Below are 25035 nucleotides of genomic sequence, written 5' to 3'. Positions count from 1 at the left end.
ACACGATTCACATGAATAAGGGGTAAATGCGCAAGGGCAGATACGGAAATTAGGTAGACTGGGAGTTGGAAAGATCGCCGTTGGAAGGTGGGTAATCCGGCCTGATTCTGGCGGTGAATGACTTTGGAGGTTGAGCAATGTCGACCGGCAAAAACTCGTCTGACTTTGGCAACGAGGAACTTGCTGCACCTGAGGCAGGCGTAGAGATCACTGGCCGCAACGTTGAGGTGCCGGAGCACTTCGCTGATCGCGTCAAGGGCAAGCTGGCGAAGATCGAGCGCTTGGATCCGACTCTCACGTTCTTCCACGTGGAGCTGCAGCACGAGCCCAACCCGCGCCGTGGTGACCAGCAGGATCGCCTACAGATCACCGCAACCGGCAAGGGCCACATCGCTCGCGCAGAGGCTAAGGAAGACTCCTTCTACGCTGCCCTCGAGGTCGCCGTTGGCCGCATGGAGCGCTCCCTGCGAAAGGTGAAGGCACGTCGCAAGATTGCCCGTTCCGGCCACCGCACTCCGATGTCCATGGGCGAGGCAGCTGCCAGCCTGGTGGAAGATGCACAGCCGAAGGCGGAGACCAAGCCGGAGGAGGTTGGACAGTATGACGTCGACCCCTACGAGGATCAGTTCAAGCCTGGCCAGATCGTGCGCAAGAAGGTGCACAAGGCCGCTCCGATCAGCGTTGACCAGGCGTTGAGCGAGATGGAGCTGGTGGGCCACGACTTCTTCCTGTTCATCAACGAGGAGAACGGCCAGCCGTCCGTGGTGTACCGTCGTCACGCCTTTGACTACGGTCTGATCACCTTGGAAGAGAAGAACGCAGAGAAGTAACAGCTTGCTCTGTTGCTCAGTTTTATCTTCTCTTAATTCGTAAAAGAGTCGGCCCCCACGCCCAACCCGTGGGGGCCGGTTTTTATGCCCGAGCTTGCTAGGTGTAGTTGCCCGTGACCTTGGGGGTGGGGGTAGGATTGTTCGGAGCCGACAAATTAGCTAATCAGTTTTAGAAATCGAGCAAAGGACAGCATCAGCGTGCTAGGACTTTCGAAAATCCTCCGTATGGGCGAAGGCCGTGCGGTCAAGCGTCTCGCTAAAATCGCCGACCAGGTGATGGACCTCGACGAGGAATACACCAAACTCACCGACGAGGAACTGCAGGCCAAGACCGACGAGCTTAAGAAGCGAGTTCAGGAAGACGGCGAGAGCCTGGATGACATCCTGCTCGAGGCTTTTGCCACCGCGCGTGAGGCCTCCTGGCGCGTGCTGGGCCAGAAGCACTACAAGGTGCAGATCATGGGTGGCGCTGGCCTCCACTTCGGTTACGTCTCCGAGATGAAGACCGGTGAAGGTAAGACTCTTACCTGTGTGCTGCCCGCCTACCTCAATGCACTGTCCGGCAAGGGCGTGCACGTCGTTACCGTGAACGACTACCTGGCAAAGCGTGACGCCGAGTGGATGGGCCGTGTTCACCGCTTCCTGGGACTCAGCACCGACGTGATTCTGAGCGGCAAGAACCCCGCCGAGCGTCGCGAGGCTTACAACGCCGACATCACCTACGGCACAAACAACGAGTTCGGCTTCGACTACCTGCGCGACAACATGGCGCACTCTTTGAACGACTTGGTACAGCGTGGCCACAACTACGCCATCGTGGATGAGGTGGACTCGATCCTCATTGACGAAGCCCGTACCCCGCTGATCATCTCCGGTCCGGTGGAAGGCTCCAGCAAGTGGTTCTCCGCTTTCGCAGCGATCGCTCCGAAGCTGACCCGTGACATCCACTACGAAGTCGACGAGCGGAAGAAGACCGTGGGCGTCAAGGAAGAGGGCGTGGAGTTCGTCGAGGACCAGCTGGGTATCGAGAACCTGTACGCCCCGGAGCACTCGCAACTGGTGAGCTACCTGAACAACTCCATCAAGGCCAAGGAGTTGTTCACCCGCGACAAGGACTACATCGTCCGCAATGGTGAGGTCGTCATCGTCGACGAGTTCACCGGCCGCATCCTGGACGGCCGTCGCTACAACGAGGGCATCCACCAGGCGATCGAGGCGAAAGAACACGTCGAGATCAAGAACGAGAACCAAACCCTCGCAACCGTCACCCTGCAGAACTACTTCCGCCTGTACGACAAGCTGGCCGGCATGACCGGTACGGCGGAGACCGAAGCCGCCGAGCTGAAGTCCACCTACAAGCTGGATGTTGCCGCGATTCCGACGAACAAGGAAAACAAGCGTAAGGATAACGTCGACCTGATCTACAAGACTCAGGAGGCGAAGTTCGAAGCCGTGGCCGAAGACATTGCCGAGCGTGTGGAGATCGGACAGCCGGTGCTCGTGGGTACCACCTCCGTTGAGCGTTCCGAGTACCTGTCCAGGCTGCTGCAGCGCCGTGGCATCAAGCACAATGTGCTGAACGCGAAGTACCACGAGAAGGAAGCAGAGATTGTTGCCCAGGCAGGCCGTCTGGGTGCGGTAACCGTGGCTACCAACATGGCTGGTCGTGGTACGGATATCGTGCTGGGTGGTAACCCGGACATCATCGCCGACATTAACTTGCGTGAGCGCGGCCTGGATCCGGTGGAGACCCCGGAGGAATACGAAGAGGCCTGGGACGACGAGATCGAGAAGGTCCGCGAGGAGTCCAAGGAAGAAGCGGAGAAGGTCCGCGAGGTCGGTGGCCTGTACGTGCTGGGCACGGAGCGTCACGAATCCCGCCGCATCGACAACCAGCTGCGTGGCCGTTCCGCACGTCAGGGCGACCCGGGCGAGACCCGCTTCTACCTGTCCATGCGCGACGATCTGATGGTGCGCTTCGTCGGCCAGACGATGGAGGCGATGATGACTCGCCTGAACATCCCGGACGACGAGGCTATCGACTCGAAGATGGTCACCAACGCCATCAAGGGCGCACAGTCCCAGGTGGAGTCCGCCAACTTCGAGATGCGCAAGAACGTGCTCAAGTACGACGAAGTCATGAACGAGCAGCGCAAGGTGATCTACGGCGAGCGCCGCCAGATCCTCGAGGGTGAGGATGTGGAAAAGCAGATCCGCAACATGCTGAAGGACACCATCGAGGCATACGTCGACGGCGCGACCGCCGAGGGCTATGTCGAGGACTGGGATCTGGATACCCTGTGGAACGCCCTGGATTCCCTCTACGGCCCGACCTTTACCCACGAGGAACTGGTGGAAGGCGACGATTACGGCCGCCCGGGCGAGCTGAGCTCTTCTCAGCTGCTGGAGGCGCTGCTCGACGACGCCAACCGCGAGTACGACGAGCTGGAGGAGAAGGTCTCGGAGGTCGCCGGTGAGGAGCAGATGCGCGGCATGGAGCGCGCAGCCCTGTTGAACGTCGTGGACCAGAAGTGGCGTGAGCACCTCTACGAGATGGACTACCTGAAGGAGGGCATCGGCCTGCGCGCGATGGCGCAACGCGATCCTCTGGTGGAGTACCAGCGCGAGGGTGGCGACATGTTTAACCGAATGAAGGACGGCATCAAGGAAGAGACTGTCCGCCAGCTGTTCCTGGTGCGCAACCAGCTGAAGCAGGCTGGCCAGGTGCACGTCGAGGACCCGGCGGCGGGCAACGAGGGCGTGGCCGTGGATCGCGCTACGCAGACCACCATGGGTGGCTAAACGCTAAATCAAGCTGAGGCTATCGATCGCCCAGATCTTGACTCCGCGCCGCGCGGAGCTGTGCAGTTGATGCAGCTCCGCACGGCGCTTTTGCGTGTGCTGCGACATGCTGCCCGCGATAGCCCGCACCCGCTCGCCCATCTGCACCGATGCGCAAAAGCGGACGCAATCGCCCGCGCTGGGCTGGATGTGCAGGCTTATTATTGACGCCCCCTTTTCCACCCGCCCACTTGTCGGTTCTGGTCGCACAATCCGACGGACGCGCAGTTGCTCCAACACCCGCTCGCCGAAGGGCGCGCGGCGCAAATGCTCAATTGGACGGCGCCCTTCCAAAGCCTCCAGCCACATTTTTACGATCTGTGCGATGCGCTGGGGTGGCGGGGTGTTGGCGTCACGAAAAGAACTAGTGACCTCCTCCTCGGTGGCCTGTGCTGCAACGGCCGGGGTGGGCGGGCGCAGGAACACGAAGTCCGGAAGTGGGCGTGCGGAAATTGAAGTGGTCACGAAAGAAGTCCCCCTGTGGTTCATGCCAGTGGTGCTGTGTGGTGGTTTCTGTATGGTGCGTTCCCCCGAAGGCGCCATACGGGCATAACTATAGCGAAGTGCGCGCCCCGCGGGGCGCCGGTGGGCGAAAAGATGGCAGAATGTAGAGCATGCGTGGACTAGTAGTTGATTATTGCGGAGTGTTGGACGGCGCCGAGGAGGATCGCAGGCGGTGGCGCAAGCTGCTGTCAGCGGCGCGGGCGGAAGGCATCGCCACGGCTATTCTTTCCAACGACCCGGGCGGGGCGGGAGCGGCTCCGATTCGCACGTGGCTGGAAGGCGGTTACGTGGATGCTGTGGTGCTTTCCGGCGAAGTTGGGGCGGAGAAGCCCTCGGAGGAGATCTTCCGCATCACCGCGGACCGTCTGGACCTGCCACAACAGGATCTGGTGTTGGTGGATGACAACATCCTGAACATCCGTGGCGCAGTGGATGCCGGCTTGATCGGTATTTACTACCAGCAGTTCGACCGCGCGGTGGTGGAGATCACCGGCGTGTTTGGGCTGGAGGGGGAGTTCTAAACCATGCTGGTGTATATTCCTGCGACTTTTGACATGCTGGGCACACTCGCTGAGCAGGGAGAACACCCGGTTCGCTCCGCGGTGGGCTTTGCCCTAACCCCGGCGGTGCGGGAGTTTTACACCGGCGGCGACGAGGAGGAGTTGGCGTACACCGCGTTCCTAGACGCTGCACGGGCCTCGCTGCGCCTGCTCAGCGCGGGTGGGGAGGAGCGCTTCCCGCACCGGCGCGTGGTGATCAGCGCGGAGATCGACGACTCTGCAGTTACGCTGGCGCCGACCGACGGTGAGTCCGTGGTGCGGTTGGACCCGGCCGTTGTGAAGGTGCAGCAGTTGTTGGCGATTCATGTTGATGACGCCGACGCGGAGGCCGCCACGGCCAAGGCGATCGAGTGCATCGACGCGGCTGACCTGGGGGATGAGGATGCGGAGTTCGCTCTGGGGGATTGCGAGGACAACCTGATGAGCTGGTACGACGCGAAGGAGCTACCGTTCCTGGTGGATTTGATGTAGCGGCCTGGCTACATTTCCCACTCGTTGTTGCTGCGCAGGGCCTCCAGTAGGCGGCGGATCGCGGTGACGCGCCGGGCGGAAGCGCCGGTGAGAGTATCCAGAGCGCACTCCGGGTCGGCGGGCGGACCCATGTGCGTGCAGCCGCGGGGGCAGTCTTCGGTGACCTCGCGGAGATCCTCGAAGACATGCACGACGGTATCTGGGTCGACGTGGGCCAGCCCCAGGCTGCGGATTCCGGGGGTGTCGATAATCCAACCGCCAGCGGGCAACTGGAGCGCGACTGACTGAGTGGAGGTGTGGCGGCCCTTGCCCACCCCGCTGACCTCCCCGGTGGCGCGTTCTGCGTCGGGAATGAGGCGGTTGAACAGGGTGGACTTGCCCACCCCGGAATGGCCGACGAGCGCGCTGACCTTACCGGTGATGTGCTCGGTGAGTTCGTCCAGGGAATCGCTGACGCCCGTGGTGAGCACCTCTACGTCGAGGTCACGGAACTCGGCGGCGAAGGCGCTGGGGTCGGCGAGGTCGGATTTGGTGAGACAGACCAGCGGGGTGAGGCCGCCGACGAAGGCAGCGATGAGGGCGCGCTCGACGAAGCCGGTACGCGGCGGTGGATCAGCCACTGCGCTGACGATAAGCAGGTAGTCCGCGTTGGCCACGACGATTCGCTCGAAAGAGTCTGTGTCGTCTGCCGTGCGTCGCAGAATGGAGGTGCGGTCCTCGAGCCGCACGATGCGTGCCAGGGTGTCCTTTTTTCCGGAGGTGTCGCCAACCACGCTGACGTGGTCTCCAACGACCACATTGGTGCGCCCCATTTCGCGGGCGCGCATGCAGGTGACGAGGGTGCCGTTTTCGTCCAGCACTACACCCCAGCGGCCGCGGTCTTTGGAGACGACCATGCCCCGCTTGGCGTTTTTATGGCTCGGCCGATCCTTGGTCCGCGGGCGAGAGCCCTTACCTGGACGGACGCGGACATCGGATTCGTCCCAGTGATGGGCGTTGCTGTGCCGTCGCCCCATTTAACGTTCCTGGCCCAGCAGCTGCGCCCAGCGGCGGCGGAAGCCGGGAAGGGTCTTGGCGGTGGTGTCCACGTCGGAGACGTGGATGCCTTCGACGCGCAGGCCCAGGATCGCTCCGGCGGTGGCCATGCGGTGATCGGCGTAGGACTCCCAGCGGCCACCCTCCAGGGCAGCCGGGTGGATGATCAGCCCGTCGGCGGTCTGCTCGACGTTGCCACCCAGGGCGTTGATGTTATCCGCCAGGGCCTGTAGTCGGTCGGTCTCGTGGCCGCGCAGGTGCGCGATTCCGTAGAGGTGGCTAGGTCCATCGGCCAGGGCCGCCAGGGCGGCGACGGTGGGGGTGAGCTCCCCAATATCGTGCATGTCCCAGGTAATCCCGTTGATGCGGCCGGTGCTGGAGACAACAAGATCGCCGTGATGGACGTCCAGCTCCGCCTCCGCGCCCATGTCCAACAGGATCTGGCGGAACTGGTCGCCCGGCTGGTTGGTGGTGGCGGGCCAGTTCTGAATGCGCACGGTGCCACCGGTGAGCACGCCCGCGGCCATGAACGGGGTGGCGTTCGACAGGTCCGGCTCCACGTGCCATTGACGGCCACGGATCGGGCCGGGGTGGACGGTCCACCGGTTGAAGGAGGTCTCGACGTGCACCCCGGCCTCACGCAACATCTGCACCGTCATCTCGACGTGGGGCTGGCTGGGCAGGGAGTTACCCTCGTGGATAACGGTAACCCCCTCGGTGAAGCGCGCACCGGCCAGGAGCAAGCCGCTGACGAACTGGGAGGACTGGGAAGCATCGATGGTGATCTCCCCGCCCTGGATCTCCCCGGAACCCTCCACGAAGAAAGGCAACCCCTCCGGGTTGCACTCGGTGCTTGTTTTCACGGTGGCGCCAAGGGCACGCAGGGAATCCAAAGTGGTAGACATCGGGCGGCGGCGCGCCTCCACGTCACCGTCGAAAGCAACCGTGCCAGTGGCCAGGGCAGCGATCGGCGGGACGAAGCGCATTACGGTTCCAGCCAGGCCGCAATCCACCTCACCGCCGTGCAGCTTTTCCGCTGGGGTGACGTACATTTGGTCGTTCTTCAATAGGATCTGGGTCCCCAAGGCACGCAGAGCCGACATCATCAGCTCCGTATCGCGGCTCACCAGCCCACCGGTGATGGTGGAAGGCGCATCCGCTAGCGCGGCGAGGATCAGCGCACGGTTCGTGATGGATTTCGAGCCGGGGATCGCCACGGTGGCCTGTACGGGCTCGGTGGCGACCGGGGCCGGCCAGAGTTGTTCAGACATACCTGCAGACATACCCACATTGTCTCACTTTTTGCCTGGAAAAGAAGTGTGGGGTGGGCATAATGGGCGAGTATGTGTGGCCGATACGTATTGTTCAGCTCCTTAGAGGAGCTTTCGGGTGACCTGCGACGAAGGCTGGGTGCCCCGCGCATAGCCCGCGCCGGGGCTGGGGAGTGGCCCGCTAACTACAACGTGGCGCCCACCACCGAGGTGCCCATCGTGCGGGAGTTTCGAAACGAGGCCGCGATCGGACCCGCACACTGGGGCTACCCGCCGAAGACGGTGTTCAACGCACGGGGAGAGACCGCATTCTCTAAACCCCTGTTCTCCGGCTCTCTGCCGTGTGCGTTTCCGATGGACGGCTGGTACGAGTGGACGGTCGGCGAGGACGGAAAGAAGCAGCCGTGGTTCACCACCGCCACCGACGGCAACCCCCTGTACGCTGCCGGGCTGTGTAAAGCCGTCGAAGGAAAGCTCTACGGCACCATCATTACCGTCGCGGCCCTGCCGGAACTCGACTGGCTGCACAGCCGCATGCCCAGGATTTTGGTAGGAGACGAGCTTGATACTTGGCTGAAGGGTGCAGGGGCGGAGTTGGTGGCGTCACCAAATAAGGCAACAGAAGTGCGCAGCAGCAAGGCCGACAGGAGGGTCGGCTCCGTGGCGAACAATTTTCCGGAACTGGTGGGAATGAACCGGCGATAGAATTACGTTGAAAGAAAAGTGAGAGGTGAGCGAATGAAACGCAGCGATGACACTGCAGACGAGCTGCTGCACAGATTCGAGGCTGACGCGCTGCCCCTGCTGGATCAGCTCTACGGCGCGGCGCTGCGGATGACGCGCAACCCGGCCGATGCGCAGGATCTGGTGCAGGATGCGTATATGAAGGCCTACCAGGCGTTTGGTTCCTTCAAGGAAGGTACGAACCTGAAGGCGTGGATGTACCGAATCCTGACGAATACGTACATCAACAGCTACCGCAAGGCTCAACGTCGCCCGACGGAATCCAGCGCTGACGAGATGACCGACTGGCAGCTGGCAGAAACGGCGAAGCACGACTCCGTGGGCCTGGAATCCGCCGAGGTGGAGGCGCTGAAGAACATCCCCGATAAGCGCATTCAGGATGCCCTGATGAGTCTGGGGGAAGACTACCGCATGGTCGTGTACTACGCGGACGTGGAGGGTTTGGCCTACAAAGAGATTGCCGAGATCATGGACACTCCCATCGGTACCGTCATGTCGCGCCTGCACCGCGGGCGAAAGCAGTTGCGTAGCAAGTTGAAGGACGTGGCGGCGGAGCACGGGATCGTGACGGAGGCGGCACAAAGCAAGACGGCCCGAAAAAAGCTGACGGAAGCGAAGGGATAAGAGCACATGTGCAAAGACAATTCGCGAAAGACGGACTGCGACGACCTGCTGGATGTCCTGTACGAGGTTGCTGATGGTGACGCCGACTGGGAGAGCCGCGAACGTTTGCGCGCTCACGCCGACGCTTGCCCTGAGTGCCTACGGCAGCTAGGTATCGAGCAGCAGGTGCGGGACCTGTTGCGGAGCTGTTGTAACCAGCCCGCGCCTGTGGAGCTACGCGCGCGGATCTGCACGCAGCTGCGGGTGATTAGCTACCGCGTGGAGGAGTGACGTGTGGAGGAGTAGCTCACAGTTTTTGTTTTTCCTCATTGCTGCAGCCGGATGCAATCTACATTTGGTATTAGGTAGACAGCATTAGTTAGAAAATCGGAGGCGCTAGCCTTCCCAACCCTTGGAGAGAACGATGGAAGCTGCTCAGATTGCGGAATGGATGTTCATTGAAGAAGTTCCGATTCCGGAGGATGTCATGGCGCTGCTCGTGCCCGGAGAGCAGGCGGTTGTAGCGTTTAAGACGTTCAGGGATAGTGCAATCTTCACCACGAAGCGCCTCATCATGCGTGACGCACAAGGACTGAGGGGCAAGAAGGTAGAGGTCTATTCTCTGCCGTATTCGTCGATCAACATGTGGTCCACGGAGAACGCGGGAACGCTCGATTTCAATGCTGAGATTGAACTTTGGACGCGAGCCGGAAAGATCAAGGTAAAGATCGGTCGTGGCCTCGATGTTCGTCGTATCGATTCTCTGATTGCGCACAGCGTATTGGGAGCGTTGTAGCCCGCAACTACTAGCCCTACATAGCGTAAAAGGCCGGCAGGCACCGTCTTATGCGGTGTGCCTGCCGGCCTTTTGCGTTACGGCTTAAGAGTTCGGGCGCTTGCCGTGGTTAGCCTTCTTCTTGCGACGATCCTTGCGCTTGCGGCCACGCTTGCTCATTGTGCAGCTCCTTGGTGTTAAAGGGGACAGTTTCGACCTGTTCAGCTTAGCGGGGGCGCGAAGCTGGACAAAATGTCGGGGTTTAAACGGTGATGCGCTTGCGGGTGCGGGTGCGGCCGCGGTTGGTGCGGCGCTTCAGTGCGCGGCGCTCGTCCTCGGCCATGCCGCCCCATACGCCGGCATCCTGGCCGGACTCGATGGCCCAGTTCAGGCACTGGGAGGCTACGGGGCAGCGGTTGCAGACCAGCTTGGCCTTGGCGATCTGAGCCAGGGCGGGGCCAGAGTTTCCTACGGGGAAGAACAGCTCGGGGTCTTCTTCACGGCAAACGGCTTTGTGGCGCCAATCCATTGTTGTGTTTCCCTTCTATTTTTTCAGACAAAGAATGTCTGAAGATGCGTCGTCTTTGTTGCTTGCAGTCGGTGTGGGCACTTTAGCCGGTGATCGAAGTTGGGCTCGACGAACTGACCTAGAGAATCTCTAGGCAAATTCAGGCAAAAGTGGTGGTGGCGAAGTGGCGTGCAGACCTGTGTGTAGAGGGGGTCGCGGCGGCTTCTCGCCTGTGCGATTAAGGCCTCGTTGGCTTGTTGTTAACCTTTTGGCCTCTTATCGGTTACTTGGATGATTTTGGCATGTTATTGCCAGTTTGGCTAGAGCTTTTTGGGTTAAGGGTCAAAAAGTGTGTCCGGAATCGCGGATTTTCACGGATTGACCTGTAGGTTTCCGGAAAGTATATGCTCCGGAAGCATATATCTAGCCCCCGACGGGAAATCCTCGGTGTGGCAGCCGTGATGTGCTATGCGCGGCGTGGTGTGGTGTCGCAATGTCGAAGAACCAACCACGCTGCCACTGCGGCGGTGAAATGAAACGCAACGGCACCACCAGCAAAGGCACCACCAGATGGCGCTGCAAACAATGCGGCGCCTCCAGCGTCAAACGTCGAAACGACATCACCAACGCGGCAGTGTTCACCCAGTTCATCGAGCATTGCACCACCGCAATATCACTCGACGACCTAGCCAAACGAAACGGTGTTAGCCGCGCCACCATGAAGCGGCGCTTCAAGTGGTGCTGGCTCGTTGATGTGCCTGACCCCACCGCCGGCCACCACAAGCGGATCTACGACCAGGTATTTCTCGATGGCACCTACACCGCCGGTGGCTGCCTGATCGTCGCGGCGACCATCGACCACGTGATCGCCTGGCACTGGTGCAAACACGAAACCACCCGCGACTACCAACTGCTGCTTGAACGCATCGAAGCCCCACTCATCGCCGTCATCGACGGCGGCCAAGGCGCATACAGCGCAATCAAAAAGTGCTGGCCGACTACGAAAATTCAACGCTGCCTCGTCCACGCCCAACGCGTGGTCCGCCGCTACACCACCACCAACCCACGCACCGATGCCGGGCGCACCATCTACCGACTTGCGCTGAAACTGACCCGGATCACCACACTGGATGAAGCCGCCGCGTGGGGTGTGCAACTGCACGAGTTTTCAACGATCTACCGGGAATGGATGAACGAGAAAACCATGATCAAAGACCCCAAAACAGGTGCATGGACCCGCGTGTGGACCCACCACAACGTGCGCAAGGCCTACAACAGCCTCAACCATCTTTGGCGGTCCGAGATGCTGTTTGTCTACCTCAACCCGCCAGCAGGAGTCCTTGCGCCCGAGCGGATCAAATCCACCACCAACAGCTTAGAAGGCGGCATCAACGCCCAGCTCAAACTGCTCGCCAGAACCCACCGCGGCAGATCAGGCGAACGACAACGCCGCATGCTGGATTGGTGGCTCTACTTAAAAACGGAACTGCCTGACGATCCAGTACGAATCGCCAGGCAGTCCGACTGGGGCCAGGGCCAACTCGCCAAAGTATCCACCCTGACCCAAACCGAGAACCAAGCCGACCACGAAACAGGACGCCCAGCCCTCTACGACAACGCTATCGACACCGACTACACCCACTCAATCGGCATTCAAAAAGGCCAAATCTAACCCCCGCGACACGCCGAGCCAGACACACATTTTGACCCTTAACCCAGCTTTTTCTTAAATGTGATGAATGTCACAATGAAATGATTTGGTATGCCAGGGGAAAGCGGTTATTGGCTAGCGTTGCTCAGCGTCACTACCCAATGCCACGACGGACTCGCCGCGCTTTTCCACCAGCACCTCACCGACCAATTTGAGCGTCACCTGTCCGGCGTACCCCTTGCGATCCACAGGGATCGTGCGCAGAACCTTGCCGCTATCCCAGTCCACCACAGCAATTCCCTTGACGGTGGGGACTAGCAGCCTCCCTTCCATAGGGGTCGCCGGGCCGATAGCGCCGCCGACCTGGAATGCAGGCTCCATGGTGGACGGGGTGAAGGTAACCACGCGGGCGCCATCAAACCAACTCATCAGGTGTGCCGAGTCCGCAGTTTGGGCGCGAAACAGCGTGCCTTCCCGCTGCTGCGGATCCAACAGCGGGGCGGGGTCGGCAGGGAACTGCTGAAAGTTACCTGCGTTGTCCAGTACCTGGAAGCGCGAGCCCTCGTTATCGTTTTCATCCTTTGCGCGTGTTCCGTTTCCGGGGACGTAAATCACCGCCCGGTCTAGCCCCACACCCACTAGCTCGCTGTTTGCGGGAACCTCGTACTCGTGGAACTTTTCCGGGGCATCAGATTCCTCTGGGTTGGTCTTCAGCAGTCGGATCAACTTTTTTTCGTTATCGGGGCACGTCTGCGCGGTAACCAGTAGGTCTTTGCGCGTCAAGGCGGAAGTAAAGGTGCAATTGGTGTAGGCCTGCTTGTTCGGCTTTACTACGGTCAGTTTGTCGCCGACCTCTACGCGCCGCACCGCATCTGAGCGCAGCAACTCCGTGCGGGTGGGGGAAAGCATCCCGATGTTGTCGCGGCTTTGAAATAACTCCACGTGGTCGGCAGCCAGCATGTCGCGAGTGTGACGGTATTCGCCGGTGCCGCTATCCAGCGCCACCACCTGTCCGCATCCCTTGGGACCCTGCAGGAATAGGTTCGTCTTGCCCCAGTTTGTCGCCACGGCACACAGGTTGTGTGGCGCCTTATAGTGCCAGACCTCCGTGCCGTCGTCGCCCCGCACCATCGTGGCCTTGGCGCCAGAGGTCAAAACCACCCCGCCTTGATCCACCACCAGGTCAGCAGAGTCTGTCTTTGCGTCCCACAGCTCGTGCAACTGCTGCGGAATCTGCCGGTCGCCCTTGGCGAAATCGGAGGAGGCGAGAGTCTTGTCCTCGGCCTCGATTGGGCTATCAGCAACGCGGTGGTCTACCTCGCGGGCATCGGAACCAAGCCACGTGATCCCGCCGAGGGCAAGCAGCCCGCAGGTTAACGCGGCAGCGGCGATGTGGTCGCTGCGGCGGGCGCGCTCGGGAGAGGGGATCCGCTTGCTCATGGGCGTGGCCTCTTGCGGGACTTTTTCACCTTCAATGCTGCGCCTTTCACTCCGCGCGGCGCACCCACCCGGTCTCCAACATCCTCTGGAAGGTCGAACTCGGCCAGAAACTCTGCGCTGGAGGAGAACCACTGCGGTGGGTCTTGCAGCCCTAGCCCCAGGGCGTCGCTGATGGCGTTCCACCTCGCGACCTCGTCCCAGCCGATGAGGCTCACCGCCGTGCCCGTGTTTCCCGCGCGCCCCGTGCGGCCGATGCGGTGAACATAGGTGCGCTCATCGTCTGGCACCTGGTAATTGATCACGTGCGTAACATCCTCGATGTCGATGCCGCGCGCAGCCACGTCGGTAGCCACCATCACGTCCACCTCATTACGGCGGAACTCGTCCAGCGATTCCTCACGGTCGTTTTGGCGCATATCCCCGTGCACCGCGCCCACACGGAAGCCCAGCTTAGCCAGCTCTTCGGCCACTCCCGCAGCTTGCCGCTTCGTACGGGCAAAAACGATGCTGCGTCCACGTCCCGGGGACTGCAGAATTCGGGCCAGTGCGGAGAGTCGATCGAGCTTATGGGATTGGAATACCACCTGCTTCGTAGACTCATGCGTTGCCTCCGTCGCCGCGCTATCAGCCTGGATGAGCACAGGGTGTCGCATAAATGTCCTAGTCAGCGCTGCAATCGGCCCCGGCATGGTGGCAGAAAACAGCATCGTCTGCCGCTGCGGGCTGGTCTGCGTGATGATGCTACGGACATCGTCCAGGAACCCTTGATCCAGCATCTCGTCGGCCTCGTCCAGCACGACGATTTCCACCGTATTCAGCTGCAAATGCCCCTGCTGTGCCAGGTCCAGCAGCCTCCCCGGCGTGCCGACTACCACGTCTACGCCCCGTGCCAGAGCCGTCGTCTGTTTGTCGAAGCGCACGCCACCGTATACCGCATGTACCTGCAGGGCTCGGGTCTTACTCTTTTTTCTTTGGGACGCCCCCTCGGTCTCCACTGGCACGCGCAAATTGCGGGCAGCCAGGGTCAGGTCGTCGGTGACCTGCAGGCACAACTCCCGGGTGGGCACCACGATCAAGGCGCGCGGGGTGCCGTCTGGGGCGGTGACGGTGGCGTCATCAAAAACCCGATCGAGGACAGGAATGCCGAAACCCAAAGTCTTGCCCATCCCCGTGCGTGCCTGGCCGATAACATCGGAACCCTTCAGTGCGATAGGCAAGGTGTATTCCTGGATGGCGAAGGCGTGCGTAATGTTGGCCGTGGCCAGAGCTTCCGTGATCTCCGCGGCCACGCCGAGCGAGCTGAAGGTCGGGCGAGAGGTATTGGCCCCAGAAGAGGCTTCAGAAGACCCAGAGGACATCAGCACCTGCAGCACCCGCCTTCCTTGCTCGACCAGATAGCTATGATGGTCACAATACTGCACGTGAGTATAGAACGAACATGAAGGAAGGTTTTCCCATGCAGATCAAGGTCGGATTCGTACACAACGCCCGCGAGCTGGCTATCACCATTGACGCCAAGAGCGGGCAGGCTAAGTCCCAGGACGAGTACGTAGCAGAGATCGAGAGCTTCCTGCGTTCCGGCGAGAATGAGACGCTGACCATCGAAGGTGCCAAGGGGGCACGCTACGTGCTGGTTCGCGGACAGATCGCATACGTGGAGGTCGGCGCTGAGGCCAAGAACTCCGTCGGCTTCGTAAGCTAAGTAAGCCCTAAGGAGTCAGCGACTAGCTGTATGAGTAGCGGCAGTAACGTAGAGCGCCATCCGATCCCTCCGGCGCGGAAGCTTGCACCGAGAGCGACTGAAGAAGAGGTGCGGGAGCCTCAGCGCGGGCGGTTTAGCTTCCGCAGTGTAGTGCTGATTACTGCTGCTTTTGTGCTCGTCACTTTGTTGGTTATGTACAGCATTCTGCATGGCCTGGGGGACGACGAAGACACGCAGGCCACCGGCGAAGTGGCGGTTACTAGCAGCGATGACGGTGGCGTGGCCGGCGCCGAAGACGGTGATTACGAGGGGCTGGAGTTCGGCTCGCTGCCCCCGGGAGGCAAGTACACGAAGAAGGGGAGCGGCAAATTCCGCACCGTAGGCGAGCCCGGCAAGACCTTTGGCAAGGGGAAAAAGAAGTTCACCTATGTTGTGGAGGTTGAGACGACATTGAAGTCCTCTGCCTACGGTGGCGACGATGCCTTTGCTGCGATGGTGGATGCCACCCTGGCCAACCCGAAGTCATGGGTGGGCGATCCGCAGTACTCCTTCCAGCACGTGGACGAGAAGAAGCTGCCGAAGGGGAAGGAGCCGGATATGCGGATCCAGTTGACCTCCCCAGAGACCACCGCCGCGACCTGTGGGGATAGCTATGGCATTGAGACTAGCTGCAACTATCCGGGCGAACGCCGGGTTGTCCTCAACGAGGCACGTTGGGTGCGCGGTGCCATTCCCTTTGAAGGGGATCTAGGAGCCTACCGGCAGTACATGATTAACCACGAGGTCGGCCACGGAATCGGGCACAAAGCACACGTCCCGTGCTCCAAGGATGGCGCACTGGCGCCGATTATGATGCAACAGACCATCAGCCTGAACAACGCTGAGATCTATAAAATCAACCCAGACAAGGCCTTCAAGGGCAATTCGAATACCTGCAAGGTAAACCCGTGGGTGTTCCCGTTCGGGTACAAGAACAGTAAATAAGCGAGCGCATGATCAACGACGATTCTCACAGCGACTTCAACTCCCCACCGCCGGCGCATATCCTGGCCAGCTTTCAGGTGCCTTCGGCACATCCGGTGCTGCTGGAACAGGAGTGGAGCCAGGGATGGCGCTGCGACAGGGCGGTGATATCCCGGACCGACGAACCGGCGCGGGCGGCGTGGATCGCCAAGATCATGTCGAAAGTGCGCCCGGCGGGGGTTTCCATGTCGCGGCCCATCTTCTCTTCCGACGGGCGCTTCAGCGTGTCCGGTTGGCGGGCGCGGACCTTCATGTCCGGCCACCAGTCTCCGCGTTTCGATGAGATGGTGGCGGCCGCCCTACGCCTGAACGAGGCCCTGCGTGGTGAAAAGAAGCCGACCTTCCTGGCGCCGCCTGTGGCAGGGGAGAAATGGAACGAACACGATCTTTTCGCCGCGGCGGATCAGGCCGCATTCGCCGAGGACCCGGCGGAATGGGTCACCCCGGTGCTGGCGCCCGAGAGCGTGCCCCGGGATGACGTGGCCGCCGCACTGGTGAAGGCAGCTAACCTTGCTGAACTGCGCGAACCGATTGTGGAGGCCGACCAGTTGGTGCACGGCGACATCGCCGGATGCACTATCTTCGACGGCACCGCTGATCCCATCGTCACGGACCTTTATCCGGCGTGGCACCCGGCCGCCTGGAGTGTCGCACTGTTGATCGTGGACACGATGGCCTGGGGCAACGCGCCGGATGCGCTATTGGACCGCTGGGCGCACCTGCCCGACTTCACGCAACTGGTGTTGCGCGCGGTGATGTACCGACTGTTCTTGCACGCCATGTTACCGAACTCGCTGCCGGAATCGTGGGAGGGCCTGGCACGCGTGGCCGACGTTGTGGCGGCCTGGGTGGCTACACGAGAAGGCTAGTTGTTCCCCATAATCGAACACGAAACAGGCATTCGTCCGGAGGCTGTCCGGGGCACATGACAGACTTATAGCCATGGACCGCGACAGGCTAAAGAACTCGCCCGAAAACTCACTCAATAGCCCCAACTACGATCTCGAAAAACGCCTGGGAGCCAGTGGGAACCCAAAGGTGCGGTTGGGGCAGCCCACGGATGCGATACGGCCACCGGAGCGCTTCGACGGGCTCGCCGGAGCCTTGGTGGAAGGCTCCACGCGGGTTGATTATTCTCGACCCTACGCAGTCCTCGGTGGGCCGGGCACGGGCAAGACGTCGCTGTTGATCTCTGCGGCGCGAGACTTTTTGCTGCAGGGGGGATCGGCGTCCGAAATAATGTTCTTCGCACCGTCGAAGGAGTCGGCGACGGCCGTGCGTGCGGCGTTGTACCAGCGCATGGCGGGGGAGGGCGACTACGCTGCGTCCGGCACGTTCGTGCGTTCCGTGCACTCGTGGGCCTTTGCGTTCTATCGCAGTGTGCAGACTCTGCGCGGGCAGAAGCAGCCGCGGTTGATTACGGGTGCGGAACACGACATGCAGATCCGAGAGATTCTGCGGGGGACCGAGGAGGACGGCAACCGGTACTGGCCCACCAACGTTGTCCCCGCACTGAGCTACGCGGGGTTTGCCCAGCAGCTGCGCGACCTGCTGCTGCGTGCCACGGAACGTGGTTTATCAGCGCAGCAGCTGCAGCAGCTAGGGGTCGAACACGATCGCCCGATGTGGGAGGCCGCAGGGCGCTTCCAGCAGGAATACCAGCAGGTCCAGCGCCTGAGCCGCTCGGAAAGCCTGAACGCCTCCGAGCTGTTGCACGCGACCCTGGCTGCTTTCGAGAAGCCGGAGGGCGAGCAACTGGTCGAGCAGCAGCGGGAGAAGGTGAAGCTGCTGCTGGTCGACGATGCGCACAATCTGGACCCGGCTTCGGCCCGGCTGATCGAGAGCTTTATGGTGCCAGGAACCCGTACCCTCATCGCGGGCGATCCGGACCAGTGCGTGTTCCACTTCCGCGGGGCGGACGAGGCTTTCCTGGATTCCTACTCGCAGGACCCGGACCACCGGGTGGTTCTGAGCGCTTCTTATCGTTTGACGCCACCTGCGGCCCAGTCCGTGAACGCCCTCCGTAGGCATTTGGGTGCTCAGCCAAGCCGCGTGGAGCTGCGCTCTGCCGATTCGGGAGACTTTACGAGCGGAGGCTCCACAGGCGCCGAGACCGTGCAGGTGACGATCACCCCGACGGAGACCGCCGAGCGACTGAAGATTGTAGATGTGGTGCGGCGGGCGCACATCGAACAGCAAGTTGCGTGGGACGACATCGCGGTAATCGTGCGTGGCACCGGCAGCATTGCGAGAGTGCGCAGGACTCTGATGGCCTATGGCGTGCCGGTGAAGGTGGACCCTACCTCCGTGGTGCTGGCGGAGCAACCCCTGGCGCGAATGCTGCTGCTGGCAGCAGAGGCGAGCTACCGGACCCTCACGGTGGCGGAGATGCACAGTGTGTTGGAGGGAAGTGTGGGAGGCGCGGACCCGGTGATGGTGCGCCGCGTGCACCGTGCGGTAGCCCTGGCCATCCGTTCTGCGCAGATGGCTGGGCAGGTGGCCGGGCAGGCAGCTGGGCAGACGCTGCGAGCCCACGAGGACGGCAGGCCTTTCCAAGCCGCGGACTACGTCACGGAGCTACTGAACCACCCCGGAGACCCAGCGAATCAGTGGATTACCAGCCACTGTGGGCCGCGCGAGAAGGAGGTCATCCAGCGCGTGTCCACCGTCTTGGAGGCCGGGCGACAGGCGTGGAAGAACAACCAAGGCACGGAGATGGTGCTGTGGAAGATCTGGCAGGCCACCAAGCTGGATATGCATCTGCGCGCTCAAGCGCTGAAGGGCGGATCGCTTGGTGCGCAAGCCGACGCGGACCTGGACGCGGTCATGAGCTTGTTCGACATTCTGGGCGACTTCGCGGAGCGCAATCCGCATGCGCAGATGGAGAGCTTCGTAGAGAACCTCCGCGCTCAGAAAGTGCCCACCGGCGGACGCGACCAGCGGGGCGTGCGCGCCGGAGCAGTGGAAATTCTGCCTGCCCACGCGGCAGCAGGGCGCCAGTGGAAGGTGGTGGCCATTGCCGGGGTGCAGGAAGGCGAGTGGCCGACCGGCCCGACCGTCGGAGGGCTTTTCGGCCAGCTGGAGCTTGTGGATCTGCTGGACCGGGGGATCGACCCGAGTGTGCCGGTGGCGCGCATCAACGATGCGATTGAGGAAGAGCGCCGGCTCTTCCTGCTAGCACTCAGCCGCGCGACGGATAGTGTGCACGTGACCTGCGTGCGGAACTCCGGCGATGAGGCGCTGGTGCCGTCGAGGTTCATCGCCGAGATGGGAGTGGAACCCACGGAACTGGCTACAGCCGACGAAGCGGAAGGGGCGGAGGAAGCGGAGACTTCAGTGGGGCGCAAGGTCTCCGGTTCCGGGGCGGGCGCGCTGCCACGCGTGTTGGCCATCGATTCCCTGCTGGCGGAGTTACGCGATGCTGTCACCGACCCCAACCGCCCAGGCCACGAGCGTCGCGCGGCGGCGCGGAATCTGGCCAAGATGGCACGGGCCGGGGTGTACGGTGCCGCTCCCGAAGACTGGTGGGGCACGGCGGAGCCCTCCACGGACGCGCGAGTGCTGGCTGGCGACAAGATTCGGTTGAGCCCTTCCAAGCTGGAGAGCTGGAACACCTGTGCTTTGCGAGCCTTCCTGGACAGCAATGGCGGGGTGAGTGAATCCACGGAGGCGATGCGCGTGGGTATTTTCATTCACGCCATTGCAGAACAGATCGTGCAGGGAATGGAGCTCGACGAGGCGCAGCTGGCCGTCCGCGAAATTCTGCCGCACGTGCTCGACGGACCAGCGTGGAAGAACACGCAAACGGTGGAGCGCTGGGAAGGTGGCGTCAATAAACTGCATGGCTTCATTGCCGGCTACAGAGACAAAGAATTCGAGCTCGAGACTGAGCGAACGCTACGGGCGCGCGTTGGGCAGACACCCGACGGAGTTGAGGTGACGCTGAGCGGGCGCGCGGATCTGCTGGCCACGAATCCGGAGGACGGGCTGACAAAGGTGATCGACTTCAAAACCGGCAAGACCGCGGTGACGAAGAACGCTGCGGCGGAGAGTCCGCAGCTAAGTGCGTACCAATTCCTACTGCCACTCAACGAGCGTTCCGGTGGTTCAGCGCAAAAGTACCGTCCCGGGGGTGCAGCGCTGGTGTACCCAGGCACCCAGACCAAGACGATTACCGAAAGAAACCAGGCAGAGCTGACGGAAGAGCAATTAAGCGGAGTACACGACCAGCTTATGGAGATCGCACCGGTGACTGCGGGGCCGACATACCTGGCCACACCAAACGACGGGTGTAGGCATTGCGACTTCAAGACGATCTGCCCCGCGCAAGACGAAGGAAACCAGGTGATTTAAATGGATAGCAACCGACACATCTTTAGCCCCCAAGAGCTATCCCAGCTGATGGGGCAGAAGTTTGCTCCGACTGACGAGCAGGCGGACGTTATCCAGGCCGGTCCGTTCGGTAATTTCCTTGTCGTCGCCGGCGCTGGTGCAGGTAAGACCGAAACAATGGCAGCGCGTGCAGTGTGGATGGTGGCCAACGGCTACGCCCGGCCCGAGCAGATCCTGGGGTTGACCTTTACCCGCAAGGCTGCGGCTGAACTTGGCGAACGTATTCGCCAACGTCTGCAAACCCTCGCGGGAAGCGCTTTCATGGACCAGCTGTCGGCTGACGATCCGCGGCGCGAAGTGCTGAAGAATATTGCACCGGCGGTGGCTACCTACGATTCCTATGCGGGGGACATCGTCCGCGAATACGGTCTGCTGATTCCCTCGGAGCCAGCCGCCCGCCTCATTACGGACGCCGAACGGTGGATGGTGGCCCGCGACGTGGTGATCAACTCTGGTGATTCGCTCACCACGCAGACCGCCGTGTCCAGCGTGATCGCAGACGTGTGCGCTCTTTCGGATGAGATGGACAACCACCTGGTCGGTATTGCAGCGGTCGAGCAGGAAAGCGCGGCAGCGAAGAAGCTCTTGGAAGAGCTGCCCAAGGGGCCGCGAAGCAAGAAAGAATTCACGGACGAAAACACGAAGTTTCGCGACACCCAGCAATACCGCATCGAGTTGTTGAAGCTGGTGCAGAAGTTCCGCGAGACCCTGCAGGAGTGCGACCTACTGACTTTCGGGCAGCAGATGAGTAAAGCGGCGACGCTCGTGCGCGACCACGAAGTCGTGGGGCAAGACCAGCGCCGCCGCTTCCGGGTGGTGATGTTGGATGAATATCAGGACACCGGCCACGCACAGCGCGTAATGCTGCGTTCGTTGTTTGGCGATGGGCGAGCGGGCGAGGGAAGCTTTTCCGCAATGGCAGTGGGCGACCCAATGCAGTCGATCTACCAATTCCGTGGAGCGACGGCCTCCAACTTGGAGAAATTCCGAACCGACTTCCCCAACGCGGCCGGAGAACCAGCCGAGAAGCTGCAGCTGTTGACCTCCTGGCGCAACCCCACCATGGTGCTGGACATGGCCAACAGGGTCTCTACGTGGTCCATGGAGCGCAGCACCGAAAGTACTGGACGCCTGGTCTCCGAGCTGCGCCCGCGCCCCGGAGCCACAGAAGGCGAATCGGCGGTGGCATTTTTCGACGAGCGGGAGCAGGAGCTCGACTGGCTAGCCGACAAGCTGCAAAGTCAGTGGCGGGACCACCAGCGGAAGTTGGAGACCGCCGACGATCCTGCGAAGGTTAAGCCCTTTTCCGCCGCCGTGTTGGTAACGGTCAACAAAGACGCAGTTCCGATTTACGAAAAACTCGTGGAGCGCGGCGTGCCCGCGGACATGACGGCGGGGCCGGGATTGTTGTATATCCCCGAGGTCGCAGATGTGTTCGCAATGCTGCGGGTGCTCGTAGACCCAACCGATGATGTGGCCCTGCTGCGCTTATTGACCGGCCCGCGATGGAACATCGGAGCCGCTGACCTTGCAGTGCTCACGCGCCGGGCGGAGCAGATCGCCAAACGCGGAGCCGGGGAAGCGGGTGCCGTCGACGACGCTGCAATGGAACGGCAGCGCCAGGAGAACATCGAGCTGCTCCGCACTCCTGGAGTGCGCGACGAGTTGATCGAGGAAGTGCTAGAGGCCATCCCGAACGCTACGGAGTTCTCCGTGGGGCTGATCGATGCGCTCGCTGATCTGACCGACGCAGAGCAGATGGGAATGTCGGCCGAAGGCTCCCGCAGACTGGCACAACTCGGCCGGGAGCTTGGATACCTGCGCCGTCATAGCCTGGGTAAGAACCTTCCAGATCTGGTGGCAGACATTGAGAAGATGCTCGGGGTGCGCACGGAGGTCTTGACGCGCTGGCACCGCCGCCCCGAGCAGGCGATCGGCACCAGCCATCTGGATAAGTTCGCGCAGATTGTGCGGGACGTTTCCCGCACAGGTAGCGCCACCCCTAAGGCATTGGTGGAGTACCTACTAGCCGCTCAATCGGAAGAAGATGGTCTGGATCCGGGTGAGGTGCAGCGCAAGGACAATACGGTCCAGATCCTCACCGTCCACAAGGCCAAGGGGTTGGAGTGGGACATTGTCGCCGTGCCGCATGCCTCGCGCGAACGTTACGGGGACTACTCCCAGCCTCGAAGCGAGTCCGCGTGGACCATCAAGGCGAGAGTGCTGCCGAGCAGCCTACGCGGCGATGCGGGCGACGACCCAGGGGCATATCCGACACTGGTGACTGACGATGCAGAAGACCGAAGCGGACACACCAAGGCATACAAGGAGTTCAACAAACAGGTGAGCCGCTTCCGAGCCAAAGAGAACGACCGCCTGTTCTACGTGGCCATCACCCGTTCCGAGCGAGTGCTCTTCGTCAGCGGTTCGGCCTTTAAAGAGTCGGCAAGCAAGGGTAACGACCCATCAATCTGCCTCACCCTGCTGCACGAATACCTGGAGCAGAGCGGGGTTGCAGCCAACGTAGAGCATTGGTCCGGCATGGGAATGTACTACAAAGACTTGGATACGCGGTTAGACAACCCGGACTTGCCCCTAGAGGACAAGCTCATGCTTCCCACCCCGCAGATAAACGGGGAGCGGGGAGACTACGAGGAAGAGCGTAAGGAACGCGACACGGTGGCGACCGCCGGCGCTAGCTGGCCCAGCCCGGCTCCCGCAATGACTCGCCCCGGTGTGGCCGAAGGCGCCGAGCAAGTGCGCAAGGAAATCGAAGCTGTCTCCCAACAGGAAGAACAAGACGGACAGAGCCGACCAGCGCCAGGCGCCACTGCGGATGGAGCGCCGACCACACTGGCCGAAGCCTGGGATCTCGAAACAAACCTGCTACTTGAGGAGTTCTCGGCGATGGACAACGCCGAGCTAGTGGTTCCGCTGAATGTCCGCATGACCGCCACCGAGGCTGTCAGCCTGCGCAAGGACAACCAGGAGTTCGCTCTGCGCGCCCGTCGCCCGATTCCGTTGGAGCCGAAGCCCTATGCCAAGCGCGGCACCGCCTTCCACAACTGGGTGGAGGAACGCTACAAGCAGGTCAGCCTGCTGGACGAAGATCAGCTCCCTGGCGCCTCCGACGCAACCCTGGAAGACCCCTACCTCGAAACGCTGAAGGATGCCTTCCTGCGCTCCGAGTGGGCAGACCGCCAACCCGAGAGCGTGGAAGGGGCGTACTCTGTCACCATCGGCGGCCACGTGTTCGAAGGCCGAATCGACGCGGTCTTCCACGACGGAACCGATCCCACCGCCGGATGGATCGTTGTGGACTGGAAGACCGGACGCAAACCCACCGGCGCGGACATGGACGCAGCCGCCATGCAGCTGGCCGTCTACCGGCTCGCCTGGGCCAAACTGCTCAGCGCAAAACTGGGGGTGGAGGTGCCCGCCGAGAACGTCCGGGCTGCGTTCCACTATGTCGCGGCAAATGAAACCTATGAACCGCGTACACTACTGTCTGCAGACGAGCTCGAAGGGATGCTTGGGGGCGTCACTAAAAAGACCACCCAAGGCGACCACGAGCAGTGACGAGAGGACGTAGATGAAGTACCGGCTGCGCGAGCGCTTCCGTGCCGACGATGAAGTCGATGAGCTACCGCCGCACGCGCTAATCAACATCGTCCGTATCCCGACCTCAGTGGTCCAAAGCCCCTGGTGGCTCATTGTCCGGCGAATGTTCTACGCCTTCCTGCTGATAATGCTTGTTGCGGTGTTGGCCTACATCGACCGGGATGCGTACGAGGGGATGGAAACGTTTGTAGACGCCCTGTACTACTCGTCGGTATCCCTGTCGACCACGGGCTACGGCGACGTCTCGCCGCAGACGCAAAACGCGCGACTCGTCAACATCCTCATCATTACTCCGGCCCGCCTGATCTTCCTGATCCTGCTGGTCGGAACTACGCTGTCCGTCCTTACTGAAGAGTCCCGCAAGACTTTCAACATTCGCCGCTGGAGGAAGAAAATGCGCAACCACACCATCGTCATCGGCTATGGCACCAAGGGGCGCTCCGCTATCGCAGCACTCTTGGCCGACGGTGTATCGCCCTCGCAGATCGTGGTGGTGGATACGGACCGCGAGGTGCTGGACCAGGCCTCCGCACAGGGACTGGTGACCGTGCAGGGCTCGGCCACCCGATCCGACGTGCTGAAGCTCGCCGGCGTTAACCGCGCCCGCGCCGTCGTCGTAGCCCCGAACCAGGACGATACCGCAGTGCTGATCACCCTTTCGGTGCGAGAGATCGCCCCAGCGGCAACCATTGTCGCCAGCGTGCGAGAATCCGATAACTCGCACCTGCTCCGCCAGTCCGGTGCGGACTCTGTGGTGATTTCCTCCGAAACTGCCGGCCGTCTGATGGGACTGGCCACCGTCACCCCGTCGGTGACGGAGATGATGGAGGATCTACTGTCTCCCGATGAAGGCTTCTCCATCGCCGAGCGGCTGGTCAGCGAGGAAGAGGTTGGCGGCAACCCGCGCGTGCTGGAAGACGTGGTGCTGGGTGTGGTGCGCTCCGGCGAGCTGTATCGCATTGACTCCTCCGAAGCGGAAACGATCGAGCCGGGCGACCGCGTGCTGTACGTGCGCTCCAACCCGGGAGCCGACGACACCCTCGGCACGAAGTAGGGGTGCTTTG

Annotated in this window: 22 protein-coding genes; 15 read left to right on the top strand and 7 right to left on the bottom strand. The window is 61.7% G+C overall.

The genetic code is table 11. The features are described 5' to 3' along the window. Nucleotides 1-137: 137 nt before the first annotated feature. Together hpf and secA are read left to right on the top strand one after the other, a co-directional pair. Nucleotides 138-830 (top strand): ribosome hibernation-promoting factor, HPF/YfiA family, encoded by a 693-nt coding sequence (gene hpf, locus CJEIK_RS08920; RefSeq protein WP_005293884.1) that lies wholly within the window; start codon nt 138-140, stop codon nt 828-830. A 198-nt stretch (nt 831-1028) separates the two neighbouring features. After that, complete coding sequence (gene secA, locus CJEIK_RS08915; RefSeq protein ID WP_034964545.1) at nt 1029-3632, top strand: preprotein translocase subunit SecA; 2604 nt, start codon at nt 1029-1031, stop codon at nt 3630-3632. Nucleotides 3633-3635: 3 nt separating this feature from the next. On the opposite strand, the gene CJEIK_RS08910 is transcribed toward secA, so the two are convergent. Continuing rightward, nucleotides 3636-4136 (bottom strand): Rv3235 family protein, encoded by a 501-nt coding sequence (locus tag CJEIK_RS08910; protein WP_011274015.1) that lies wholly within the window; start codon nt 4134-4136, stop codon nt 3636-3638. 149 nt (nt 4137-4285) lie between these two features. Here CJEIK_RS08910 and CJEIK_RS08905 point away from each other — a divergent pair, with 149 nt between their 5' ends. Together CJEIK_RS08905 and CJEIK_RS08900 are read left to right on the top strand one after the other, a co-directional pair. Next, nucleotides 4286-4696: an HAD family hydrolase gene (locus CJEIK_RS08905; RefSeq protein ID WP_011274014.1), complete on the top strand. Its 411-nt coding sequence runs from the start codon at nt 4286-4288 to the stop codon at nt 4694-4696. 3 nt (nt 4697-4699) lie between these two features. Beyond that, nucleotides 4700-5206: a DUF6912 family protein gene (locus CJEIK_RS08900; RefSeq protein ID WP_005293871.1), complete on the top strand. Its 507-nt coding sequence runs from the start codon at nt 4700-4702 to the stop codon at nt 5204-5206. 8 nt (nt 5207-5214) lie between these two features. Here the strand turns inward: CJEIK_RS08900 and rsgA are convergent, their stop codons facing one another. Beyond that, on the bottom strand, nt 5215-6222 hold the full coding sequence (gene rsgA, locus CJEIK_RS08895; protein WP_011274013.1) for a ribosome small subunit-dependent GTPase A: 1008 nt from the start codon (nt 6220-6222) through the stop codon (nt 5215-5217). After that, the gene (aroA, locus tag CJEIK_RS08890) at nt 6223-7512 is read right to left on the bottom strand and encodes a 3-phosphoshikimate 1-carboxyvinyltransferase (RefSeq protein WP_005293865.1); all 1290 of its coding nucleotides are present in this window, start codon (nt 7510-7512) and stop codon (nt 6223-6225) included. A gap of 72 nt (nt 7513-7584) precedes the next feature. On the opposite strand from aroA, the gene CJEIK_RS08885 reads away from it, so the two are divergent. The 4 genes from CJEIK_RS08885 (at nt 7585) to CJEIK_RS08870 (ending at nt 9655) form a co-directional block, all read left to right on the top strand. Further along, nucleotides 7585-8217: an SOS response-associated peptidase gene (locus tag CJEIK_RS08885; protein ID WP_005293861.1), complete on the top strand. Its 633-nt coding sequence runs from the start codon at nt 7585-7587 to the stop codon at nt 8215-8217. Between the two features lie 33 nt (nt 8218-8250). Next, nucleotides 8251-8880, top strand: coding sequence for a sigma-70 family RNA polymerase sigma factor (locus tag CJEIK_RS08880; RefSeq protein ID WP_005293859.1), 630 nt, complete (start codon nt 8251-8253; stop codon nt 8878-8880). A 6-nt stretch (nt 8881-8886) separates the two neighbouring features. Then, nucleotides 8887-9150: a mycothiol system anti-sigma-R factor gene (gene rsrA / locus CJEIK_RS08875; protein WP_005293856.1), complete on the top strand. Its 264-nt coding sequence runs from the start codon at nt 8887-8889 to the stop codon at nt 9148-9150. A 133-nt stretch (nt 9151-9283) separates the two neighbouring features. Next, nucleotides 9284-9655 carry a PH domain-containing protein gene (locus CJEIK_RS08870; protein ID WP_005293854.1) on the top strand — a complete coding sequence of 124 codons (372 nt, stop codon included), beginning with the start codon at nt 9284-9286 and terminating at the stop codon, nt 9653-9655. 84 nt (nt 9656-9739) lie between these two features. Here CJEIK_RS08870 and CJEIK_RS11375 read toward each other — a convergent pair whose 3' ends face one another. Together CJEIK_RS11375 and CJEIK_RS08865 are read right to left on the bottom strand one after the other, a co-directional pair. Beyond that, on the bottom strand, nt 9740-9814 hold the full coding sequence (locus CJEIK_RS11375; RefSeq protein WP_011274008.1) for a 50S ribosomal protein bL37: 75 nt from the start codon (nt 9812-9814) through the stop codon (nt 9740-9742). A gap of 82 nt (nt 9815-9896) precedes the next feature. Beyond that, a complete protein-coding gene (locus CJEIK_RS08865; protein ID WP_005293852.1) occupies nt 9897-10163 on the bottom strand; it encodes a WhiB family transcriptional regulator in 267 nt (88 codons plus the stop codon). A gap of 472 nt (nt 10164-10635) precedes the next feature. Here CJEIK_RS08865 and CJEIK_RS08860 point away from each other — a divergent pair, with 472 nt between their 5' ends. Then, a complete protein-coding gene (locus tag CJEIK_RS08860; protein WP_005323424.1) occupies nt 10636-11814 on the top strand; it encodes an IS256-like element IS1249 family transposase in 1179 nt (392 codons plus the stop codon). A gap of 114 nt (nt 11815-11928) precedes the next feature. Here CJEIK_RS08860 and CJEIK_RS08855 read toward each other — a convergent pair whose 3' ends face one another. Together CJEIK_RS08855 and CJEIK_RS08850 are read right to left on the bottom strand one after the other, a co-directional pair. Then, entirely contained in the window at nt 11929-13233 is a 1305-nt protein-coding gene (locus tag CJEIK_RS08855; RefSeq protein WP_005293848.1) for an Rv3212 family protein, read from the bottom strand. After that, nucleotides 13230-14591 carry a DEAD/DEAH box helicase gene (locus CJEIK_RS08850; RefSeq protein ID WP_034964734.1) on the bottom strand — a complete coding sequence of 454 codons (1362 nt, stop codon included), beginning with the start codon at nt 14589-14591 and terminating at the stop codon, nt 13230-13232. Before CJEIK_RS08850 ends, CJEIK_RS08855 begins: the two co-directional genes overlap by 4 nt. A gap of 98 nt (nt 14592-14689) precedes the next feature. On the opposite strand from CJEIK_RS08850, the gene CJEIK_RS08845 reads away from it, so the two are divergent. The 6 genes from CJEIK_RS08845 to CJEIK_RS08820 all read left to right on the top strand — a co-directional run bounded on the left by CJEIK_RS08845 (nt 14690) and on the right by CJEIK_RS08820 (nt 25025). After that, the gene (locus CJEIK_RS08845) at nt 14690-14935 is read left to right on the top strand and encodes a DUF3107 domain-containing protein (protein WP_034964537.1); all 246 of its coding nucleotides are present in this window, start codon (nt 14690-14692) and stop codon (nt 14933-14935) included. Between the two features lie 30 nt (nt 14936-14965). Beyond that, nucleotides 14966-15919, top strand: coding sequence for a DUF3152 domain-containing protein (locus CJEIK_RS08840; protein ID WP_005293842.1), 954 nt, complete (start codon nt 14966-14968; stop codon nt 15917-15919). A gap of 8 nt (nt 15920-15927) precedes the next feature. Then, nucleotides 15928-16827: a TIGR02569 family protein gene (locus CJEIK_RS08835; RefSeq protein ID WP_005293839.1), complete on the top strand. Its 900-nt coding sequence runs from the start codon at nt 15928-15930 to the stop codon at nt 16825-16827. 73 nt (nt 16828-16900) lie between these two features. Further along, on the top strand, nt 16901-20311 hold the full coding sequence (locus CJEIK_RS08830; protein WP_005293836.1) for an ATP-dependent DNA helicase: 3411 nt from the start codon (nt 16901-16903) through the stop codon (nt 20309-20311). Beyond that, nucleotides 20312-23929: a UvrD-helicase domain-containing protein gene (locus CJEIK_RS08825; RefSeq protein WP_005293834.1), complete on the top strand. Its 3618-nt coding sequence runs from the start codon at nt 20312-20314 to the stop codon at nt 23927-23929. A 13-nt stretch (nt 23930-23942) separates the two neighbouring features. Then, nucleotides 23943-25025, top strand: a complete 1083-nt coding sequence (locus CJEIK_RS08820) for a potassium channel family protein (RefSeq protein WP_005293831.1) — start codon at nt 23943-23945, stop codon at nt 25023-25025. Nucleotides 25026-25035: the final 10 nt, after the last annotated feature.

Origin of the sequence: Corynebacterium jeikeium, assembly GCF_028609885.1 — a bacterium.
GTDB lineage: Bacteria > Actinomycetota > Actinomycetes > Mycobacteriales > Mycobacteriaceae > Corynebacterium > Corynebacterium jeikeium.
This window is presented reverse-complemented; position numbering and strand designations above follow the sequence as displayed.

Bases quoted from the DNA above. Each gene is read 5' to 3' on its own strand.
- hpf (WP_005293884.1), top strand. From the start codon at position 138: ATGTCGACCGGCAAAAACTCGTCTGACTTTGGCAACGAGGAACTTGCT.
- CJEIK_RS08905 (WP_011274014.1), top strand. From the start codon at position 4,286: ATGCGTGGACTAGTAGTTGATTATTGCGGAGTGTTGGACGGCGCCGAG.
- CJEIK_RS08900 (WP_005293871.1), top strand. From the start codon at position 4,700: ATGCTGGTGTATATTCCTGCGACTTTTGACATGCTGGGCACACTCGCT.
- rsgA (WP_011274013.1), bottom strand. From the start codon at position 6,222: ATGGGGCGACGGCACAGCAACGCCCATCACTGGGACGAATCCGATGTC.
- aroA (WP_005293865.1), bottom strand. From the start codon at position 7,512: ATGTCTGAACAACTCTGGCCGGCCCCGGTCGCCACCGAGCCCGTACAG.
- CJEIK_RS08885 (WP_005293861.1), top strand. From the start codon at position 7,585: ATGTGTGGCCGATACGTATTGTTCAGCTCCTTAGAGGAGCTTTCGGGT.
- CJEIK_RS08880 (WP_005293859.1), top strand. From the start codon at position 8,251: ATGAAACGCAGCGATGACACTGCAGACGAGCTGCTGCACAGATTCGAG.
- rsrA (WP_005293856.1), top strand. From the start codon at position 8,887: ATGTGCAAAGACAATTCGCGAAAGACGGACTGCGACGACCTGCTGGAT.
- CJEIK_RS08870 (WP_005293854.1), top strand. From the start codon at position 9,284: ATGGAAGCTGCTCAGATTGCGGAATGGATGTTCATTGAAGAAGTTCCG.
- CJEIK_RS08865 (WP_005293852.1), bottom strand. From the start codon at position 10,163: ATGGATTGGCGCCACAAAGCCGTTTGCCGTGAAGAAGACCCCGAGCTG.
- CJEIK_RS08860 (WP_005323424.1), top strand. From the start codon at position 10,636: ATGTCGAAGAACCAACCACGCTGCCACTGCGGCGGTGAAATGAAACGC.
- CJEIK_RS08855 (WP_005293848.1), bottom strand. From the start codon at position 13,233: ATGAGCAAGCGGATCCCCTCTCCCGAGCGCGCCCGCCGCAGCGACCAC.
- CJEIK_RS08850 (WP_034964734.1), bottom strand. From the start codon at position 14,591: ATGTCCTCTGGGTCTTCTGAAGCCTCTTCTGGGGCCAATACCTCTCGC.
- CJEIK_RS08845 (WP_034964537.1), top strand. From the start codon at position 14,690: ATGCAGATCAAGGTCGGATTCGTACACAACGCCCGCGAGCTGGCTATC.
- CJEIK_RS08840 (WP_005293842.1), top strand. From the start codon at position 14,966: ATGAGTAGCGGCAGTAACGTAGAGCGCCATCCGATCCCTCCGGCGCGG.
- CJEIK_RS08835 (WP_005293839.1), top strand. From the start codon at position 15,928: ATGATCAACGACGATTCTCACAGCGACTTCAACTCCCCACCGCCGGCG.
- CJEIK_RS08830 (WP_005293836.1), top strand. From the start codon at position 16,901: ATGGACCGCGACAGGCTAAAGAACTCGCCCGAAAACTCACTCAATAGC.
- CJEIK_RS08825 (WP_005293834.1), top strand. From the start codon at position 20,312: ATGGATAGCAACCGACACATCTTTAGCCCCCAAGAGCTATCCCAGCTG.
- CJEIK_RS08820 (WP_005293831.1), top strand. From the start codon at position 23,943: ATGAAGTACCGGCTGCGCGAGCGCTTCCGTGCCGACGATGAAGTCGAT.